This is a genomic window from Enterobacter cloacae complex sp. OE43NF, assembly GCF_023544405.1.
Classification (GTDB): domain Bacteria; phylum Pseudomonadota; class Gammaproteobacteria; order Enterobacterales; family Enterobacteriaceae; genus Enterobacter; species Enterobacter cloacae.
This window is the reverse complement of the sequence record NZ_JAMJFW010000048.1, coordinates 1-17,487: the sequence shown is the minus strand read 5'-3', so window position 1 is coordinate 17,487 and position 17,487 is coordinate 1. Positions and strand designations below refer to the sequence as shown.

Sequence of the window (17,487 nt, the reverse complement as noted above, 5' to 3'; positions counted from 1 at the left end):
TTTCTCCTTCACACTTTGGCCACGACAGGGCGGCCGAGCAGCCCCTGAGGGCGGAAAATCAGGATCATGACCAGCAGCCCAAACGAGAACACATCTTTGTAGTCCGAGTTCACCATGCCGGAAAACTGAGCCTCGGCCACCCCCAGAATCAGCCCGCCGAGCATCGCGCCGGGCAGCGAGCCGATCCCTCCTAGCACCGCAGCGGTAAAGGCTTTGATACCAATCACAAACCCGACGTAGAAATCAAAGGTGCCGTAATTCATGGTAATGAGCACCCCCGCCAGACCGGCCATTGCCGCGCCGATGACAAATACCAGAGAAATAATCCTGTCGGTATTTATCCCCAGAATGGAGGCCATTTTTCGATCCTGTTGTACCGCACGACACATGCGTCCCATCCGGGTATGGCTGATAATCCAGGTGAGCAATAGCATCCCGGCGAAGGAGGCGACCAGAATGAATACTTTGGTATAGGTAATCTGCACGAACCCCTCTCCCAGATGCAGACGAATCACGCCATCCAGCATGGTGGGCACCCCTTGCTGACACGGCCCCTGACTCAGTTGCGCGTAATTTTGCAGGATAAGCGACATGCCGATGGCGGAGATCAGCGGTGCCAGACGGGTGGAGTTGCGTAGCGGTTTATAGGCAATGCGCTCGATGGTCCAGCCATACACTCCGGTGACCACGATGGTGAATACCAGCGTGCCGAGGATCAGTAGAGGGAACGACTGCAGGCCGAAGAAGGAGAGCAGCGCCAGGCCAATCGCGCAGAGATAGGCAGAGATCATATACACTTCGCCGTGGGCGAAGTTAATCATCCCGATGATGCCGTACACCATCGTATAACCGATGGCGATGAGTCCGTAGACGGAGCCCAGCGTTAAGCCATTAATTAACTGTTGCAGGAAGAATGTACTCATCTTAGCGCGCTCTTTATAACGGCCGCATAAACCGCGCAGCCTGATGTGTTGTTTGCGTCGGCAGGCGGCCCTGCCGACGTTGAGCGTGACTCCGTCCCGTTACGGCACTTCCTTATACTTTCCTTTGTCGTCCCATTGATACACCACGTAGTCTGAGACTTTCAGATCGCCTTTGCTGTCCCAGGCTTTTTTGCCCATCACCGTATCGACGGAATTAGCCTTCAGCCATTCGCTGGCTTTGGCTGAGTCCTTGCCGCCCGTCGCCTTGAATGCCGCAGCGATAGCCTGCACGGAGGCATAGGAGTAGAGGGTGTATCCTTCCGGTTCGAATTTACCGGCGCGGAATTTCTCAATTACCGCTTTACCGTCCGGGATCAGGCGCGGATCTTTACCGAAGGTCATATAAATGCCGTTGGTATATTGGGGGCCTCCCGCCGCGGTCACCATCTCTTCGTTGACAATACAGTCGCCGGAGAAGAATTTTGCCTGCACGCCCTGTTCACGCATCTGGCGAACCAGCGGGCCGGCTTCTGGGTGACAGCCCCCGAAGAAGACGACGTCCGGTTTTTGCGCCCCAATTTTGGTGACCAGGGCGTTAAAGTCTTTTTCACCGCGGGATAACCCTTCGTACATTACGTCCTGCACGCCGCGTTTTGCCAGTGCGGCTTTGGTGGCGTCCGCCAGCCCCTGACCGTAGGTGTCTTTGTCGTGAATGATCACCACCCGTTTGGCTTTCAGCTTGTCGATAATGAAATCGCTGGCGACCTGACCCTGCTGGTCATCGCGGCCGCACATGCGGAACATATCGCTCATGCCGCGCTCGGTAATCTGCGGGTTGGTGGAGCCAGGCGTGATGGCGATGATCCCCGCGTCGCTGTACACCTCAGAGGCGGGCATGGTGGACGAGGAGCAGAAATGACCGACCACCGCGTTGACCTTATCCTGGTCGACTAAACGGTTGGCGACGGCAACGGCCTGCTTGGGCTCGCAGGCATCATCTCCCTGAACCAGCTTAATTTTTTCACCGTTGATCCCGCCTGCGGCGTTAATGTCCTCTGCTGCCTGTGTTGCGCCATGCCAGTACTGATCGCCGTAGGTGGCATTGGGGCCTGTAAATGGCCCGGCCACGCCAATGACAATATCTGCCCGGGCGGAAAATGCCGTCACCAGACAACCGGCCAACACAAGAGAAAGAGGAGTTCTGATTAATTTCAGCGACATTATTGTGTTCCTTAGCAATGAGGTTTTTGCACCACGGTGTAAACCCGAACGCCCGACGGCGCAGCCAATCAAAAACACGAGCGAGAAAAATGATGTTACGAACAAGATACGGTCAGCATCCTGCTTAATACGGCGAGGTTTCCATGCGCAGTGTCGCGTGCTGAAGATTAAGCAAAATCTTTGCCAGAATGGTTAACCTGTTGACGGCGTTGCGACATGTTGAGTATAGAGCGCCGTTGTACGCAGCCTTGCGGGACGCACTGAAATTACAGCGGAGATCACATCTCGTTAACAATAAAGCCCATAAGTTGTGCAAGGGTCACGATTTGCACGTTTTTGCAGCAATAATTCCCGTAACTTCCGCCGGGAAAGGCGTACGATATGTGCTAGGATCCTTTCCTTTTTGATCAGGAGTGTCAGCAATGACTGAAGGCCCATTAAATGAAAGCGAAATGGCGTGGCTGGAAGAGACGTTAATGTCTTACGGTCATGACGATGCGTCCGTGATTGACGTGTCCGAACTGGACGGCATGCTTACGGCAGTGCTTTCCGGCCCCGTGGTTGTCGAGCCAGACACCTGGCTGGTGGCGGTATGGGGCGGCGAGAAATATATCCCGCGCTGGAAAAACGATCGAGAAATGAACCGTTTTATCGATCTCTGCTTTAAGCATATGAACGACATTGCTGAGCGCCTGAGCGAATACCCGGATCAGTTTGAGCCGATGTTTGGTTATAACGACGTGGACGGTCAGAGCTACACCGTGGTGGAAGAGTGGTGTTATGGCTATATGCGCGGCGTGTCGCTGACCGACTGGTCTGCACTGCCTGAAGAGCTGAAAGCGGATCTGGATGTCATCGCGCTTCACGGCGCAGAAGAGAACAGCGAGAAGCTGGACGCGCTGAGCGAAGAGGAGTACATCGCCAGCATTGAGCGTATCCAGCCAGCGGCGCTGCGTTTGTACGACTACTGGTCTGCTAACCCACAGCAACCGGAAGCGAAGAAACCGATTGTTAACGGCACAAAAGTCGGGCGTAACGATCCGTGTCCGTGCGGCAGCGGGAAGAAGTTTAAGAGCTGTTGCTTACACTGATAAAAAAGGGGGCTGTTGATAGCCCCTTTTCTTTACCCCACTTCCGGCAGCATTCCCGCCGCAATCAAAAATTGCACCAGAATAATGACGACCCCGCAGGCAAACACAATGCACAGCAGCGGCTTTCCACCTGCCACCCGGTACCCTTGCCGGGCATGCTGTTGGCGGCTCTTCCACGCCAGCAGAGAAGGGAGCAGCAGGGCAAGGATGGATAGAGCCACCCCCGCATACCCCAGCGCCATGACAAACCCGCGCGGGTAGAAGAGGGCAAAGGCCAGCGGAGGCAGGAAGGTGATCGCCCCTGTCTGTAAGCGGCCGGTGACGGAATTGCGACGCTGGAACAGATCTGCCAGATAATCGAACAGACCGAGCGCCACGCCCAGGAAGGAGGTGGCCAGCGCCAGATCGGCAAACAGATGCACCGCCAGCTCCACGTGTGGAGAAGTCACCACTTCACGCAGCGCCAGCAAGAAACCGTTCAGACCAGCGTGTTCCGCCATCAAGCCAATAAAGGTGGAGGAGTCGATACTGCCCAGCGTCACCAGCTGCCAGAAAATGTAGGCAATCAGCGGGATGGCGCTACCGATAACAAACACGCGGCGAAGCTTGCGAATATCACCGTTCATGTAGCTGACAATGCTTGGCACACTGCCGTGGAAGCCAAATGAGGTAAAAATGACCGGGATCGCGGAAAGCGCCAGGCCTTTTTCCAGCGGCAGCGTCAGCAGGTTGACCTTATGAACATGCGGTGCCAGCAGAACCAGCATCACAATCAGAAAAAGAATTTTGGCGCTGAATAAAAAACGGTTAAACAGATCGACCAGCGAGGTGCCCAAACAGACTACGCCGCCGCCGATGAGCGTAAAGAAGATGGCCCCCGTCGCTGGCGTAATGTCAGCACCGAACCCGTCGTTGACGCTGGAAGCGATCAATTCCCCGGCACCGCTGATATACGCAGCGGTCAGGGCGTACATCAGAAACATCATGCTAAAGCCTGTCACCCACTGTCCGTAACGGCCCAGATAGCGTGCCGCAAGCGAACCCAGCCCGGTATCGGCGGGGACGTGCTGATAAACCTCAAGCAGCAACAGCGCGGTGTAACACATTAATACCCAGAGCGTACCCAGCAGCAGTAATGTCATGCCAAATCCGACGCCCGCGGCGGCCAGCGGCATCGCCAGCATTCCTGCGCCAATCGTCGTTCCGGCGACGATAAAAATACTTCCCAGGGTTCTGTTTTTCACGCTTTCCTCTACAACGCTTCACGATCGCGACAAAATCTGCGGCGCAGAGTAAGGGAAAAGGCGTATTTCGTCAAATCACCGTTACAAGAAGTGTAACTTTAACTTTACGATTTTAGCCGGGCGAGGCTCTTCAGGTAACTCTCTGATCCTTCGGAGGTTTAAGGCTACTTCATAAGGACAATAGGATCGCGTGAAAATCAGGCGTAATTTAAACAAAAATTGCAAAACATAAAATAAAATGAGGGTCTGATGGCGGGGGAAAATCCATTCACAGCGGCCTGGAGCCGGGGAGGCAATTTGCTATGTCACGGCCACTGGATCATCAGCTGGCAGAATACGGCGCTGACGTTGCCGGAATCCCGACGTGAAAAGGATATGGGCACATGGGCGATTTATTCGATTATCGATCCTGAGGATGAGACCTTTGCACAGGGGTTAAAAGAGGATGAGTGGATAATCGAAAACGTGGACTGGCTGACGGATTTATTCTTCGACGCCGGGATCCCGCTTGAGGCGGCAAACTACCGGTACTTTTTCCAGGCCGTAAATCCGCATGACTGGCGCTGCACCAGTTGCGCAGGTTGCATGTAAAAAAATACGGCGCTGAAAGTCAGCGCCGTATCGATATTAATTCTGGGTATCAAGCGTAGAGAGTTCTTTATCAATAAAGTAAAGACCTTCACCGGTTTTACCGGCCAGCGATAATTTATCCAGAACCGATTTAAACAGTTTCTCTTCTTCGTGTTGTTCGGCCACATACCACTGCAGGAAATTAAAGGTTGGATAATCCTGGCTGGTCATTGCCGCATGCACCAGCTCGTTAATTTTCTGGGTGATCAGCTGCTCGTGCTCGTAGGTAGCGCGGAAGAGTTCATCAAGTGAGCCATACTCCGCAAACGGTGATGCCACGTTATCAATGCGCGGCAGGCTGCCGGTATCTGTCAGATAATCAAAGAGACGCTGCATGTGGGTCATCTCTTCCTGAGCGTGACGACGCAGGAACGCGGCGGCACCTTCAAAGCTGTGATAGCTGCACCAGGCACTCATCTGCTGGTAGAGCAAGGAGGAAAAAAGCTCAAGATTCATTTGTGCATTGAGCTTGTCGATCATTTCAGTTTTCAGCATGGTGACGCTCCGGTTTATTATTTCTGGTTCACAATGAGCGACACTATAATTTGTTATTTAATTATATGCAAAACGTAAAATAAATATTTGTTTATTTAAAAATACGAATGGGAATAAAACGCATTGGCGATATTTATAAATGAGAATTATTTATTTTAACGGGCTGCCAGCCAAAACTGGCAGCGCAGATTAATACCACGGATTACTGGTGGCCGGTTTAACAGCATAACCCATGCATTTGTACTGAATGGTCACGCTCTCGTTCAGACACAGTGAGCCGCTAATCAGGGTGCAGGTTTTAATGGGCTGTCCATAGGAGGAGGCGGTGGCATATCCCATGCCCTGGCACGCTTTGGTTGCAGTGCCATTGTTCACATATTCATCAGACCAGGCGTTTTGCAGGGCGGCCTGACCATAGTCAAGGCGGACTATGCCATTTGGCGCATCCAGACTGCTCACCTGTGCCTGGCGGTTGATGCTACATCCCGCGAGCAGCAGGACCGTGCCGACAACGAAGACTCTTTTCATGGTTCGCTCTGAGTGGAGGGAAATACGTTATCGTACCGCTCGCTGTCCGCCGCAATGCCCTGAATAGCCGGACAATCTGCCCTTTCTCTTTGCAACGGGCCGGGCTCAGACCTGTCATCAACAAAAATGTGAGTCCTCTTTGGTTTTTTAAAACAATCTTTCATTTAATTTGAAAGTGTGTTTGTGTGATAGTAGGGTGAAGATGAAAAGGTATCCATGATGGGCTCGCCCGCAACGCATTCAGGAGAGAGACAATGAAAATCGCACTGATGATGGAAAACAGCCAGGCCGCAAAAAATCCAGTGATTCTGAAAGAGTTAAAAACGGTCGCCGACGAAAAAGGGTTCCCGGTGTATAACGTTGGCATGAGCGATGAGAACGACCATCATCTGACCTATATCCATCTGGGGATCATGGCGAGCATTTTACTCAATGCGAAGGCCGTTGATTTTGTGGTGACTGGGTGTGGAACAGGCCAGGGGGCGTTGATGTCGCTGAACATCCACCCGGGCGTGATCTGCGGTTACTGTATCGACCCTGCAGATGCGTTTCTCTTCGCCCAGATTAACAACGGTAACGCGCTTGCCCTGCCGTTTGCCAAAGGCTTCGGCTGGGGTGCAGAGTTGAACGTTCGCTTTATCTTCGAAAAAGCGTTCACCGGCCGCAAGGGAGAAGGTTATCCGCCAGAGCGCAAAGAGCCTCAGGTACGTAATGCGGGGATCCTGAATCAGGTGAAAGCGGCTGTGGTCAAAGAGAACTATCTGGACACGCTGCGGGCAATCGATCCTGAGCTGGTAAAAACCGCCGTTTCCGGCCAGCGCTTCCAGCAGTGCTTCTTTGAAAACTGCCAGGACAAAGAGATCGAGGCTTTCGTGCGCGAGATTGTCGGCTAACACGCGTAGTTGAATACAGAAAAAATTGTGATGTGAGTCACAAAAATATTGATTTTTGTGATGGTGGTCATATTATAGGCACATTGACGATAAAGTTGTATAACAAGTTAATGGAGCATCACAATGAAACTGCGCAAAATCCTCAAAAGCATGTGGGCTAACTACTGCAACACCTTCAAAGACGTGCCGCCTGGCGCGATGTTCTGATAAAAAAACCTGCTTCGGCAGGTTTTTTTATGTCTGCAACCACCAGAAGGGAGATGAAAGGGGGCGTGTTTTGTTACTATGGCGGCCTTTGAATAAGGAGAAACCCCCATGTCTCAAAACCTGAGCGCCGATCAGGAACTGGTATCTGATGTTGTCGCATGCCAGCTGGTCATCAAACAGATCCTTGATGTCTTAGATGTTATCGCGCCGGTGGAAGTGCGCGAGAAGATGTCTACCCAGCTGAAAAACATCGATTTTTCCAGCCATCCCGCTGCGGCTGACCCGGTTACGCTTCGGGCGATCCAGAAAGCCATCGCGCTGATTGAGCTGAGATTCACGCCGCAGGGTGAATCTCACTGATAGCGCGCAACGTGAGAAGGGCGACAGTGCCTGTCGCCCGAAAGCGTTTAAAAGAAGGTCTGTACCAGCAGATAACTCGCCGCGCACGCACAGCTCACGCCAATTATCCCCGGCAGAATAAAGCTGTGGTTGATAATAAATTTGCCGATACGGGTTGTCCCTGAACGGTCAAACCCGATGCAGGCCAAATCGCTTGGGTAGGTGGGCAGAACAAAATAGCCATACGACGCCGGGAAGAAAGCGATCAACATTTTCGGATCGATACCCAGCATTAACCCCATCGGCGCCACGGCCGTCAGCGCTGCCGCCTGGCTGTTCACCAGTTTAGAGACCAGGAAAAGCACGATGGCGTAGGTCCACGGATGGCTTTTCACGACCCCTTCCAGCGCCAGTTTTAGCTCGTCGAGATGCGCCTGGAAAAAGGTATCGCTCATCCACGCGACGCCGAACACCGAGAAAATCGCCACCATTCCGGCTTTAAAGACCGCACCGTTAGAAATGGTCGCTGCATTGACCTTGCAGGTGACCAGCATCACCGCACCCGCAATGAGCATCATCATCTGAATGACAAGGTTCATCGACAGCGCCGTCATTTTGCCTTTCACCTCAAACGCCGGACGCAGTTCAGGCAATGCCCCGAGCAGCACCACCACCGCGATCCCGGCGAAGAAAATCCACGTTGACCAGTAGGCCTGTTTCGGAAAACGTTGGTTCATCAACGTCTCGGTTCCGCCGTAGATAAACTCGCGCTGTTTTGGATCTTTCAGCTTTTCCTGGAATTCCATGTCATCAGCTAAATCTTTCCCGCGGCGTAAACTCCACAGGGCGGCAATAGTCACACCGAACAGCGAGGCGGGAACTGACACGGCGAGAATTTCAAGGATCCCCCACGCGTGTCCAATGCCGTGCTGGGCGGCCAGAATGGAAATCAGCGACACCACGGCAACGGAGACCGGGGAGGCGGTTATCGCCATTTGCGATGCCACCGACGCCACGGCCATCGGACGTTCCGGGCGGATCCCTTTTTTCAGGGCGATATCGGCAATAATCGGGAACATGGTGTACACCACATGGCCGGTACCGCAGAGAAAGGTCAGCATCCAGGTGGTAAAGGGGGCGAGGAGGGTGATGTGCTGAGGATGCTTGCGCAGCAGGCGCTCGGCAAATTGCATCATCACATTCAGCCCGCCTGCCGTCTGCAGGGTGGCCGCACACCCGATCACAGCGAGGATAGTCAGCATCACATCAACCGGCGGTTTACCGGGCTGCAGACCAAAGATAAACGTCAAAATAAACAGACCGATACCGCTTATCAGCCCCAGTCCCATCCCGCCAAAACGCGTGCCTGTCAGCAGGCACAGGAGGATGACAATAAACTCAATGGTGATCATGATGCTCCCTCGTCATTAATTATGTAATTAAATAAATCATTACATGTTGTAGGGATAATCATTGAGAGCGAGATCTGATTTGTTAAATCTTTTAAAAAGCAGGAGGTTGGCTGTGAAAAAGAGGCCCACTCCCGAACGGGAGCAGGCGAAAAGCTTAGTGGTGCTGTACTGTTACCAGATCGAGCAGGTGACGGTCGGTCTGTTCCGGGCATAACCCGGACTGTTGCGCGTTGCGGAGCTCATCCGCCAGTGCTTTAAGCAAAATGCCGTCCTGCTGCTGCTCTTTGTCCATATCGCGCAAGAACTGCAGTGTTGCGCTGTCATGCTGAGCCCTGGCTTCATCCGCCAGTTTATTCAGCGTGGCGCAGCGTTGCTCATACTCTTCAAGCGTTTTCCTGAATAACTCCTCCAGCGAGGAGTAGTGCCCATTAATTGCATCCGGGGCTTTGACAATAGGATTTGCCCCTGCGCCTTTCAAAAAGTTAAAGACGCGCATCATATGGGTGACGTTACTTTGTGCCTGGGTACGAAAAAAAGTGGCGGTACCGTTGAGACGGTTCTCAGAACACCACTCGCTCAAATGGAGGTGCAGATTCGACGCATAGAACTCCAGGTTCATCTGCGCATTGAGTTTTTGCATCATCGTTTGGGTAGTCATACCAATATCCTTATAGACTGTTAGTGTGATGTCCGTAACAAAACCTGAACGGGCAGGTTAAGACGAGTAAGTGGCAGAAAAGCATTTCTGCAATGACAAAAGTCGACCGAATAATCACTTCCTGTGTTCGATATAAATAAGCATACCCCTGCCCGGCGTTTAAGAAAACTCTTAATTGGTGCGTTTTACCATACATTACAAAATTTAATATAGTACAAAAATAACAACATGTTGTTATAAAATAAGATTTATCTAATGCCTTGAAATTACTAGTTTTTACCTATTTTAATATCGATATTTACCCACTGGGAATAGTGATCCGGAATAATGCTCTGAGAAATAGTTAATTCAGGATTAACTATTTCAAATATATGATGCGCCGACTAAATTGCGCTAAATCAATTTTCGCAGAATAACGCCATAAAATATATTTTGCGGCAACGCCAGTCCTACACAGTTCCCGATGATGGTAACGCCGTACCGCGATCGCGCCCGGAGCGCGGGGGTTTGGGTATCAGGGATTTCTTAGCTGATCTTATGGATAATTCTGCTTATCTCGGTTTCATTTGTCCGACAAATACTGCCGTTTTTATGTCATTTTTCGCTGAATTTATGTACGCAATTACTGTAATTCTGCGGTGTGATGGCGCTCTCTTATGGATGATTAATTTCCCGCTAAAACTATCACCAGCACTAACGCTTATGACGAGGTAAGCGCTAATGCCTTGTTTTAAGTCCGATTAAATAAGAAGTACGCAAATATTCCCTACAGAAAAGAACGCTAATGCTGGAGTTTACCATGCACAAATTTACTAAAGCGCTGGCGGCCATCGGTCTGGCTGCCGTTATGTCACAATCCGCTATCGCTGAGAATTTAAAACTCGGTTTTTTGGTAAAACAGCCGGAAGAACCCTGGTTCCAGACCGAATGGAAATTCGCCGATAAGGCCGGGAAAGATTTAGGTTTTGAAGTCATTAAAATCGCCGTGCCTGACGGTGAAAAAACGCTGAACGCTATCGACAGCCTGGCGGCCAGCGGGGCGAAAGGGTTCGTTATCTGTACGCCGGATCCCAAACTGGGCTCTGCGATTGCAGCCAAAGCGCGCGGTTACGACATGAAGGTTATTGCAGTTGACGATCAGTTCGTCAACGCCAAGGGCAAACCGATGGACAGCGTGCCGCTGGTTATGATGGCGGCCACCAAAATTGGCGAACGTCAGGGCCAGGAACTCTATAAAGAGATGCAGAAACGCGGCTGGGATGTGAAAGATACCGCCGTGATGGCCATCACCGCCGACGAGCTCGATACCGCCCGCCGTCGTACCACCGGGTCGATGGACGCGCTGAAAGCGGCCGGCTTCCCGGAAAAACAGATCTATAAAGTGCCGACAAAATCCAACGACATTCCGGGGGCCTTCGACGCCGCCAACTCCATGCTGGTTCAACATCCAGAGGTGAAGCACTGGCTGGTGGTCGGCATGAACGATAACACCGTCCTGGGCGGCGTACGCGCAACGGAAGGTCAGGGCTTCAAAGCGCCTGATGTGATCGGTATCGGCATCAACGGCGTTGACGCGGTGAGTGAGCTCTCTAAAGCGCAGGCGACGGGTTTCTACGGCTCACTGCTGCCAAGCCCGGACGTACACGGCTATAAATCCAGCGAAATGCTCTACAACTGGGTTACCAAAGGGGTGGAACCGCCGAAGTTTACTGAAGTGACCGACGTGGTGCTGATCACCCGCGACAACTTCAAAGAGGAGCTGGCGAAAAAAGGACTGGGCGGTAAGTAATACGCGGTGATTGTGCCCCTCGCGAACCGCGAGGGGCCAGACGTACACACTACAGGAATCACGGAGACGTTATGCGACAGTCTGATCCGTATCTCTCTTTTCGCGGTATCGGGAAAACCTTTCCCGGTGTTAACGCGCTGACCGATATCAGCTTCGACTGCTATGCCGGTCAGGTTCACGCCCTGATGGGCGAAAACGGCGCCGGAAAATCCACGCTGTTGAAAATCCTCAGCGGCAACTACACGCCAACCACCGGCACGCTGGCCATTCGCGGCGAAGAGGTGGCGTTTGCTGATACCACCGCTGCGCTCAACGCCGGGGTGGCCATCATCTATCAGGAACTGCATTTGATCCCTGAGATGACGGTGGCGGAAAACATCTATTTAGGCCAGCTCCCGCACAAAAGCGGCGTGGTAAACCGGTCGCTACTTAATTACGAAGCGGGGCTGCAGCTGAAACATCTGGGTCTGGATGTCGATCCCCAGACACCACTGAAGTATCTTTCCATCGGCCAGTGGCAGATGGTTGAAATTGCCAAGGCGCTGGCGCGTAACGCCAAGATCATTGCCTTCGACGAACCGACAAGCTCGCTTTCCGCGCGTGAAATCGAAAACCTGTTCCGGGTGATCCGCGAGCTGCGTAAAGAAGGCCGCATTATTTTGTATGTTTCGCACCGTATGGAAGAGATTTTTGCCTTAAGCGATGCCATCACCGTCTTTAAAGATGGCCGCTACGTGCGCACCTTTACCGATATGGAGCAGGTCAATCATGACCAGCTCGTTCAGGCGATGGTTGGCCGCGAGCTGGGAGATATCTATCACTGGCAGCCGCGCAAATACGGCCCTGAGCGCCTGAAGCTGGAAAACGTTAAAGCGCCGGGCGTGCGAACGCCGATCTCGCTCTCGGTGCGCAGCGGGGAGATTGTCGGGCTGTTTGGTCTGGTGGGCGCAGGGCGTAGCGAGTTAATGAAAGGCCTGTTTGGCGGTACGCGCATCACCGAAGGGCAGGTATCCATTGACGGGCAGCGGGTCGATATCCAGAAGCCCGCACATGCCATCCAGGCCGGAATGATGCTCTGCCCGGAAGACCGCAAAGCGGAGGGCATTATTCCGGTGCACTCGGTACGTGACAACATCAATATTTCCGCGCGGCGGAAGTTTATTCGCGCCGGTTGCCTGATCAACGACGGCTGGGAGGAGAGCAACGCCGACCACCATATCCGTTCGCTGAACATCAAAACCCCGGGCCCGGAACAGCTGATCATGAATCTCTCCGGCGGTAACCAGCAGAAGGCGATTTTAGGCCGCTGGCTGTCGGAGGATATGAAGGTCATTTTGCTGGATGAGCCAACGCGCGGCATCGATGTGGGGGCGAAACACGAAATTTATAACGTGATCTATGAGCTGGCAAAACGCGGTGTGGCGGTGTTGTTCGCCTCCAGCGATCTGCCTGAGGTACTCGGCGTGGCCGACCGCATTGTTGTGATGCGTGAGGGAGAAATCGCCGGTGAATTGCTTCATGAACAGGCGAATGAACAACAGGCGTTGAGTCTCGCCATGCCGAAAGTTAGCCAGGCTGTCGCCTGAGTAAGGAGTTAATGATGTCCTCTGTTACTACATCCGGAGCGCCGAAATCGAAATCGGCCTTCAGTTTTGGCCGCATCTGGGATCAGTACGGCATGCTGGTGGTCTTTGCCGCACTCTTTGTCGCCTGCGCGATCTTTGTGCCCAACTTTGCCACCTTCATTAATATGAAAGGACTGGGGCTGGCCATTTCCATGTCCGGTATGGTGGCCTGCGGGATGCTGTTCTGTCTGGCCTCGGGCGATTTCGACCTGTCAGTGGCCTCCGTCATTGCCTGTGCTGGCGTCACCACGGCGGTGGTAATCAACATGACCGAAAGCCTGTGGATTGGCGTGCTGGCGGGTCTGCTGCTGGGCGTTATCAGCGGTCTGGTTAACGGGTTTGTGATTGCCCGCCTGAAGATTAACGCCCTGATCACCACGCTTGCGACCATGCAGATTGTGCGCGGTCTGGCCTATATCATCTCCGACGGTAAAGCGGTGGGGATTGAAGACGAGCGCTTCTTCACCCTGGGCTATGCGAACTGGCTGGGTTTGCCTGCGCCAATCTGGCTGACAGTGGCCTGTCTGATCCTGTTCGGCTTCCTGCTTAACCGCACCACGTTTGGCCGAAATACCCTGGCGATCGGCGGTAATGAGGAAGCGGCGCGGCTGGCGGGTGTACCGGTGGTGCGCACCAAGATCATTATCTTTGTGCTCTCCGGTCTGGTCTCGGCGGCAGCGGGGATTATTCTGGCATCGCGCATGACCAGCGGCCAGCCTATGACCTCCATCGGTTACGAGCTGATCGTCATTTCAGCCTGCGTGTTGGGCGGGGTTTCGCTGAAGGGCGGCATCGGAAAAATCTCATATGTGGTGGCCGGTATCCTCATTTTGGGGACGGTAGAGAACGCCATGAACCTGCTGAATATTTCGCCGTTCTCCCAGTATGTGGTTCGTGGCCTGATCCTGCTCGCAGCCGTGATTTTCGACCGTTACAAGCAAAAAGCGAAGCGTACCGTGTAACGTTCTTCCTGCCTTTTAATTGCTCAACTTATAACCTTAGTTGACGCCTGAACCGCCCCGCCAGTTCCGCTGGCGGGGCGGTTGTCAAATGGCGAGCGACGTCACACTGTCTATACTTACATGGCTATGAAAGAGGTAAAGGCGTTTACCTCTCGTAAACCGTAAGGAGGACCAGGGTGGCTGACTTGTTAACCGCACCGCCTGTACTGCCCGGACACTATGCTTTCTTTTTCGATCTCGACGGCACGCTCGCCGGGATAAAACCGCACCCCGACCAGGTGGTTATCCCGGAGGCGGTATTACAGGATTTGCATCAGCTCTCGCAAATGAATGAGGGAGCACTGGCATTGATATCAGGGCGCTCAATGGCCGAGCTGGATTTGCTCGCCAGTCCTTACCACTTTCCGCTGGCCGGTGTACACGGAGCGGAGCGCCGCGACATCCATGATCACACGCACATCGTTTCACTCCCCGATGCATTAATCGAAAAGCTGCAGGCGCAGCTCGCTGCTGCACTGGCTGAACTGCCGGGCACGGAGCTGGAAGCCAAAGGGATGGCCTTTGCCTTGCACTATCGCCAGGCACCGCAGCATGAAGAGGCCGTGCTTGCGCTCGCCGCCAGGGTCGCGCAGGCGCATCCTGAGCTGGCGCTGCAGCCGGGTAAATGCGTCGTGGAGCTTAAACCGAAAGGGATCAATAAAGGGGCTGCGATCGCCGCGTTTATGGCAACGCCGCCTTTCCGGGGCCGGACGCCCGTTTTTCTTGGGGATGACCTGACCGATGAGGCCGGGTTTCGTGTAGTGAATCAGGCCGGAGGGATCTCCGTGAAGGTTGGGCCTGGTGACACTGAAGCCGAATGGCGTCTGGCAAATGTGGCCAGCGTCTGGCAGTGGATATCTGACATCGCTAACCAGCAACAACAACAAATAGCGCAAAACAAAGGGGGAAACCATTATGGGTCGCTTAGTCGTCGTCTCTAACCGTATCGCACCGCCTGACGATAAAAAAGCCAGTGCAGGTGGGCTGGCGGTGGGGGTATTAGGTGCCTTAAAAGCTGCTGGCGGGCTGTGGTTTGGCTGGAGTGGTGACATCAGTGAGGAAGAAAAACCACTTAAAAAGGTGACGCGCGGCAACATCACCTGGGCGTCATTCGCCCTGAAAGAGAAAGATTATGACGAGTACTACTCCCAGTTCTCGAATGCCGTGCTGTGGCCCGCGTTCCACTACCGTCTGGACCTGGTCAAATTCCAGCGAGAATCGTTTGAAGGCTACAGCCGCGTCAATGCGCTGCTGGCGGATAAACTGCTGCCTTTAATCGAGGAAGACGATATTTTATGGATCCACGATTATCATCTGCTTCCCTTCGCCCGCGAGTTGCGAAAACGCGGAGTCAACAACCGCATCGGCTTCTTCCTCCATATTCCGTTCCCGACACCGGAAATTTTTACCGCACTGCCGCCGCATGAAGAGCTGCTGGAAGCGCTGTGTGATTACGATTTGCTGGGCTTCCAGACTGAGAATGACCGCATTGCGTTCCTGGATTCGGTATCGGGCAAAACACGCCTGATGACGAAAGGGGGCAAAACGCATACGGCCTGGGGTAAAACGTTCTATACCGAAGTCTATCCGATTGGGATAGAGCCGGATGAGATTGCTGAGCAGGCGTCTGGTCCGTTGCCGCCGAAGCTGGCGCAGCTTAAAAACGAGCTGAAACACGTGAAGAATATCTTCTCGGTGGAGCGTCTCGACTACTCCAAAGGGTTGCCGGAGCGCTTCCTGGCGTATGAAACGCTGCTGGATAAATATCCGCAGCACCACGGTAAAATCCGCTATACGCAGATTGCACCTACGTCGCGTGGGGAAGTGCAGGCCTATCAGGATATTCGTCATCAACTGGAGACGGAAGCAGGGCGCATCAACGGCCGCTACGGTCAGCTGGGCTGGACGCCGCTGTTTTATCTGAACCAACATTTTGACCGTAAGATCCTGATGAAGGTGTTCCGCTATGCCGACGTCGGCCTCGTAACACCGCTGCGCGACGGGATGAACCTGGTGGCAAAGGAGTATGTGGCGGCACAAGATCCGGCCGATCCGGGGGTGCTGGTGCTTTCTCAGTTTGCGGGAGCCGCGAATGAACTCACTTCAGCGCTCATCGTGAACCCTTACGACCGGGATGATGTGGCGAACGCGCTCAACCGTGCTCTGACGATGCCGCTGACGGAGCGTATTTCCCGTCATGCGGAAATGATGGATACGATCCGCGAGAACGATATTAATCACTGGCAGGCACGTTTTATTCGCGATTTGCGTAATATTGAGCCGCAAAGCCATGAAGGCGTTCTGCAAAAAAAGATCGCGACTTTCCCTAAACTGGCGTGATATTCCTCTGGGGGTTTAACGACCCCCAAGAGGCACCAACAGCACATCAACCAGGCTTGAGGCGACTATCGATTTCGCCGCGCAGGCCGCCCGTGAAATAAAGCTTTGGTTATGATTACCGCATATCACTAAATCAATTTTCTCTTTGCGACATACGTCGAGAATATGCGCATTCAGTTCACCTGTCGCAATGACGGTCTGATAAATGGGATATTGCGCTTTCTCCACCAGCTCCTGCAGAAATTGCTGCGTTTCTTCCTGTAATACCTCACGAATATCTTCCAGCATGGGGGCTGCCAGTTGATTGTACATCTCGGGTTCGGCCGCAAGGGTAATTAAGCTGATGCGCGCATTATGCGGGCGGGCGATGGACACCGCCCGGGCAACGAGTTGGTGACTTTCCGGTGAAACTGCAACAGAAACAAGAAGATGGGAGTAACTCATCACGCACTCCTTAGCTGTCTGAAAAACCGCGTCTGTGTCAGCATTACCGCGAAATCAGCACTTCTGCAAGAGGTGAATACGACATTAGTGTGAAGCTTCTCATAATTATTCATTAATTATTCTTATAAGAAGAATAACGGCAAACCGCGTGCAAATGAAAAAAATTAACAACTTAACGTAAATCACACATTTTGATGCGCGTGATGTTAAATCGTTTTAAAACGTTATAGACGCAATGTGAATGATCACGCGTTGAAACAAATTTTTCACCCCTCAAGCATAACTGTATGTTTTTCATAGGTAATGAAAATGTGGCCCTGAGATGTATAGCGTGTGAATTGTTGCGGTAGTCGCTATTGCTCAAAAAAGCAATCGCCATGCGCCTTCTGTTCGCACTTCTGCATGAGTATTCGTCCATAGAGAATATAAAATGGTCTTGATCGGTTAAAAAATAAACAAATTACAAGGCTCACTGATGGATTTATGGATGATATTCACTTAAATTATGTGACATGGATCACATTTTTTTTAAATTTGAGGATGGCTGCATTGTATGTGTCAAAACTGACGAGTAGAGTTTGCGTCGAATTAGGAAAAATCTTAGTTATTTGTAAGAAATGATAAAACATGTAAGAAGCGCATCCGCG

18 protein-coding genes are annotated in these 17,487 nt (G+C 52.7%); 10 read left to right on the top strand and 8 right to left on the bottom strand.

Going from position 1 to position 17,487, the window contains the following annotated elements; all coding sequences use genetic code 11:
* Positions 1-8 precede the first annotated feature (8 nt).
* A complete protein-coding gene (locus M8370_RS18745; RefSeq protein WP_250021579.1) occupies positions 9-923 on the bottom strand; it encodes an ABC transporter permease subunit in 915 nt (304 codons plus the stop codon).
* A 99-nt stretch (positions 924-1,022) separates the two neighbouring features.
* Positions 1,023-2,144, bottom strand: coding sequence for a branched-chain amino acid ABC transporter substrate-binding protein (locus tag M8370_RS18740; RefSeq protein WP_029882586.1), 1,122 nt, complete (start codon positions 2,142-2,144; stop codon positions 1,023-1,025).
* Between the two features lie 422 nt (positions 2,145-2,566).
* Between M8370_RS18740 and M8370_RS18735 the strand changes: the two genes are divergently transcribed.
* Positions 2,567-3,235, top strand: a complete 669-nt coding sequence (locus M8370_RS18735; RefSeq protein WP_029882587.1) for a YecA/YgfB family protein — start codon at positions 2,567-2,569, stop codon at positions 3,233-3,235.
* A gap of 32 nt (positions 3,236-3,267) precedes the next feature.
* On the opposite strand, the gene tyrP is transcribed toward M8370_RS18735, so the two are convergent.
* Positions 3,268-4,479: a tyrosine transporter TyrP gene (tyrP, locus tag M8370_RS18730; RefSeq protein WP_250021578.1), complete on the bottom strand. Its 1,212-nt coding sequence runs from the start codon at positions 4,477-4,479 to the stop codon at positions 3,268-3,270.
* Positions 4,480-4,728: 249 nt separating this feature from the next.
* Between tyrP and M8370_RS18725 the strand changes: the two genes are divergently transcribed.
* Positions 4,729-5,070 (top strand): PM0253 family protein, encoded by a 342-nt coding sequence (locus M8370_RS18725; protein WP_013096037.1) that lies wholly within the window; start codon positions 4,729-4,731, stop codon positions 5,068-5,070.
* A 36-nt stretch (positions 5,071-5,106) separates the two neighbouring features.
* On the opposite strand, the gene ftnA is transcribed toward M8370_RS18725, so the two are convergent.
* Complete coding sequence (gene ftnA, locus M8370_RS18720; protein ID WP_013096038.1) at positions 5,107-5,604, bottom strand: non-heme ferritin; 498 nt, start codon at positions 5,602-5,604, stop codon at positions 5,107-5,109.
* Between the two features lie 189 nt (positions 5,605-5,793).
* On the bottom strand, positions 5,794-6,132 hold the full coding sequence (gene yecR, locus M8370_RS18715; RefSeq protein ID WP_013096039.1) for a YecR family lipoprotein: 339 nt from the start codon (positions 6,130-6,132) through the stop codon (positions 5,794-5,796).
* Between the two features lie 254 nt (positions 6,133-6,386).
* Between yecR and M8370_RS18710 the strand changes: the two genes are divergently transcribed.
* The 3 genes from M8370_RS18710 (at position 6,387) to M8370_RS18700 (ending at position 7,592) form a co-directional block, all read left to right on the top strand.
* Positions 6,387-7,025: an RpiB/LacA/LacB family sugar-phosphate isomerase gene (locus M8370_RS18710; protein ID WP_013096040.1), complete on the top strand. Its 639-nt coding sequence runs from the start codon at positions 6,387-6,389 to the stop codon at positions 7,023-7,025.
* A gap of 123 nt (positions 7,026-7,148) precedes the next feature.
* Entirely contained in the window at positions 7,149-7,232 is an 84-nt protein-coding gene (gene azuC, locus M8370_RS18705) for a stress response protein AzuC (protein WP_014832437.1), read from the top strand.
* Between the two features lie 108 nt (positions 7,233-7,340).
* Positions 7,341-7,592 (top strand): DUF2766 family protein, encoded by a 252-nt coding sequence (locus tag M8370_RS18700; RefSeq protein WP_020687624.1) that lies wholly within the window; start codon positions 7,341-7,343, stop codon positions 7,590-7,592.
* Between the two features lie 47 nt (positions 7,593-7,639).
* On the opposite strand, the gene M8370_RS18695 is transcribed toward M8370_RS18700, so the two are convergent.
* Both M8370_RS18695 and M8370_RS18690 read right to left on the bottom strand, forming a co-directional pair.
* Positions 7,640-8,983, bottom strand: coding sequence for an anaerobic C4-dicarboxylate transporter (locus M8370_RS18695; protein WP_013096042.1), 1,344 nt, complete (start codon positions 8,981-8,983; stop codon positions 7,640-7,642).
* Between the two features lie 154 nt (positions 8,984-9,137).
* The gene (locus tag M8370_RS18690) at positions 9,138-9,641 is read right to left on the bottom strand and encodes a non-heme ferritin-like protein (RefSeq protein WP_020687625.1); all 504 of its coding nucleotides are present in this window, start codon (positions 9,639-9,641) and stop codon (positions 9,138-9,140) included.
* Between the two features lie 799 nt (positions 9,642-10,440).
* Between M8370_RS18690 and araF the strand changes: the two genes are divergently transcribed.
* The 5 genes from araF to otsA all read left to right on the top strand — a co-directional run bounded on the left by araF (position 10,441) and on the right by otsA (position 16,396).
* Complete coding sequence (araF, locus tag M8370_RS18685; protein ID WP_028027935.1) at positions 10,441-11,430, top strand: arabinose ABC transporter substrate-binding protein AraF; 990 nt, start codon at positions 10,441-10,443, stop codon at positions 11,428-11,430.
* A gap of 71 nt (positions 11,431-11,501) precedes the next feature.
* Entirely contained in the window at positions 11,502-13,016 is a 1,515-nt protein-coding gene (araG, locus tag M8370_RS18680) for an L-arabinose ABC transporter ATP-binding protein AraG (protein WP_062857122.1), read from the top strand.
* Between the two features lie 14 nt (positions 13,017-13,030).
* Positions 13,031-14,017: an L-arabinose ABC transporter permease AraH gene (araH, locus tag M8370_RS18675; protein ID WP_013096046.1), complete on the top strand. Its 987-nt coding sequence runs from the start codon at positions 13,031-13,033 to the stop codon at positions 14,015-14,017.
* Between the two features lie 176 nt (positions 14,018-14,193).
* Positions 14,194-14,997 carry a trehalose-phosphatase gene (gene otsB / locus M8370_RS18670; RefSeq protein WP_029882592.1) on the top strand — a complete coding sequence of 268 codons (804 nt, stop codon included), beginning with the start codon at positions 14,194-14,196 and terminating at the stop codon, positions 14,995-14,997.
* Positions 14,972-16,396, top strand: a complete 1,425-nt coding sequence (gene otsA / locus M8370_RS18665) for an alpha,alpha-trehalose-phosphate synthase (protein WP_062728734.1) — start codon at positions 14,972-14,974, stop codon at positions 16,394-16,396. The genes otsB and otsA overlap by 26 nt, the downstream gene beginning before the upstream one ends.
* A 15-nt stretch (positions 16,397-16,411) precedes the next feature.
* On the opposite strand, the gene uspC is transcribed toward otsA, so the two are convergent.
* The gene (gene uspC, locus M8370_RS18660) at positions 16,412-16,840 is read right to left on the bottom strand and encodes a universal stress protein UspC (protein ID WP_029882593.1); all 429 of its coding nucleotides are present in this window, start codon (positions 16,838-16,840) and stop codon (positions 16,412-16,414) included.
* Between the last annotated feature and the right edge of the window lie 647 nt (positions 16,841-17,487).

Excerpts from the sequence above, each read along its gene's own strand:
- M8370_RS18735 (WP_029882587.1), top strand. The coding sequence starts at position 2,567 with ATGACTGAAGGCCCATTAAATGAAAGCGAAATGGCGTGGCTGGAAGAG.
- M8370_RS18700 (WP_020687624.1), top strand. The coding sequence starts at position 7,341 with ATGTCTCAAAACCTGAGCGCCGATCAGGAACTGGTATCTGATGTTGTC.
- yecR (WP_013096039.1), bottom strand. The coding sequence starts at position 6,132 with ATGAAAAGAGTCTTCGTTGTCGGCACGGTCCTGCTGCTCGCGGGATGT.
- araF (WP_028027935.1), top strand. The coding sequence starts at position 10,441 with ATGCACAAATTTACTAAAGCGCTGGCGGCCATCGGTCTGGCTGCCGTT.
- M8370_RS18740 (WP_029882586.1), bottom strand. The coding sequence starts at position 2,144 with ATGTCGCTGAAATTAATCAGAACTCCTCTTTCTCTTGTGTTGGCCGGT.
- M8370_RS18745 (WP_250021579.1), bottom strand. The coding sequence starts at position 923 with ATGAGTACATTCTTCCTGCAACAGTTAATTAATGGCTTAACGCTGGGC.
- araH (WP_013096046.1), top strand. The coding sequence starts at position 13,031 with ATGTCCTCTGTTACTACATCCGGAGCGCCGAAATCGAAATCGGCCTTC.
- M8370_RS18725 (WP_013096037.1), top strand. The coding sequence starts at position 4,729 with ATGGCGGGGGAAAATCCATTCACAGCGGCCTGGAGCCGGGGAGGCAAT.
- M8370_RS18695 (WP_013096042.1), bottom strand. The coding sequence starts at position 8,983 with ATGATCACCATTGAGTTTATTGTCATCCTCCTGTGCCTGCTGACAGGC.
- azuC (WP_014832437.1), top strand. The coding sequence starts at position 7,149 with ATGAAACTGCGCAAAATCCTCAAAAGCATGTGGGCTAACTACTGCAAC.
- ftnA (WP_013096038.1), bottom strand. The coding sequence starts at position 5,604 with ATGCTGAAAACTGAAATGATCGACAAGCTCAATGCACAAATGAATCTT.
- otsA (WP_062728734.1), top strand. The coding sequence starts at position 14,972 with ATGGGTCGCTTAGTCGTCGTCTCTAACCGTATCGCACCGCCTGACGAT.
- araG (WP_062857122.1), top strand. The coding sequence starts at position 11,502 with ATGCGACAGTCTGATCCGTATCTCTCTTTTCGCGGTATCGGGAAAACC.
- M8370_RS18690 (WP_020687625.1), bottom strand. The coding sequence starts at position 9,641 with ATGACTACCCAAACGATGATGCAAAAACTCAATGCGCAGATGAACCTG.
- M8370_RS18710 (WP_013096040.1), top strand. The coding sequence starts at position 6,387 with ATGAAAATCGCACTGATGATGGAAAACAGCCAGGCCGCAAAAAATCCA.
- uspC (WP_029882593.1), bottom strand. The coding sequence starts at position 16,840 with ATGAGTTACTCCCATCTTCTTGTTTCTGTTGCAGTTTCACCGGAAAGT.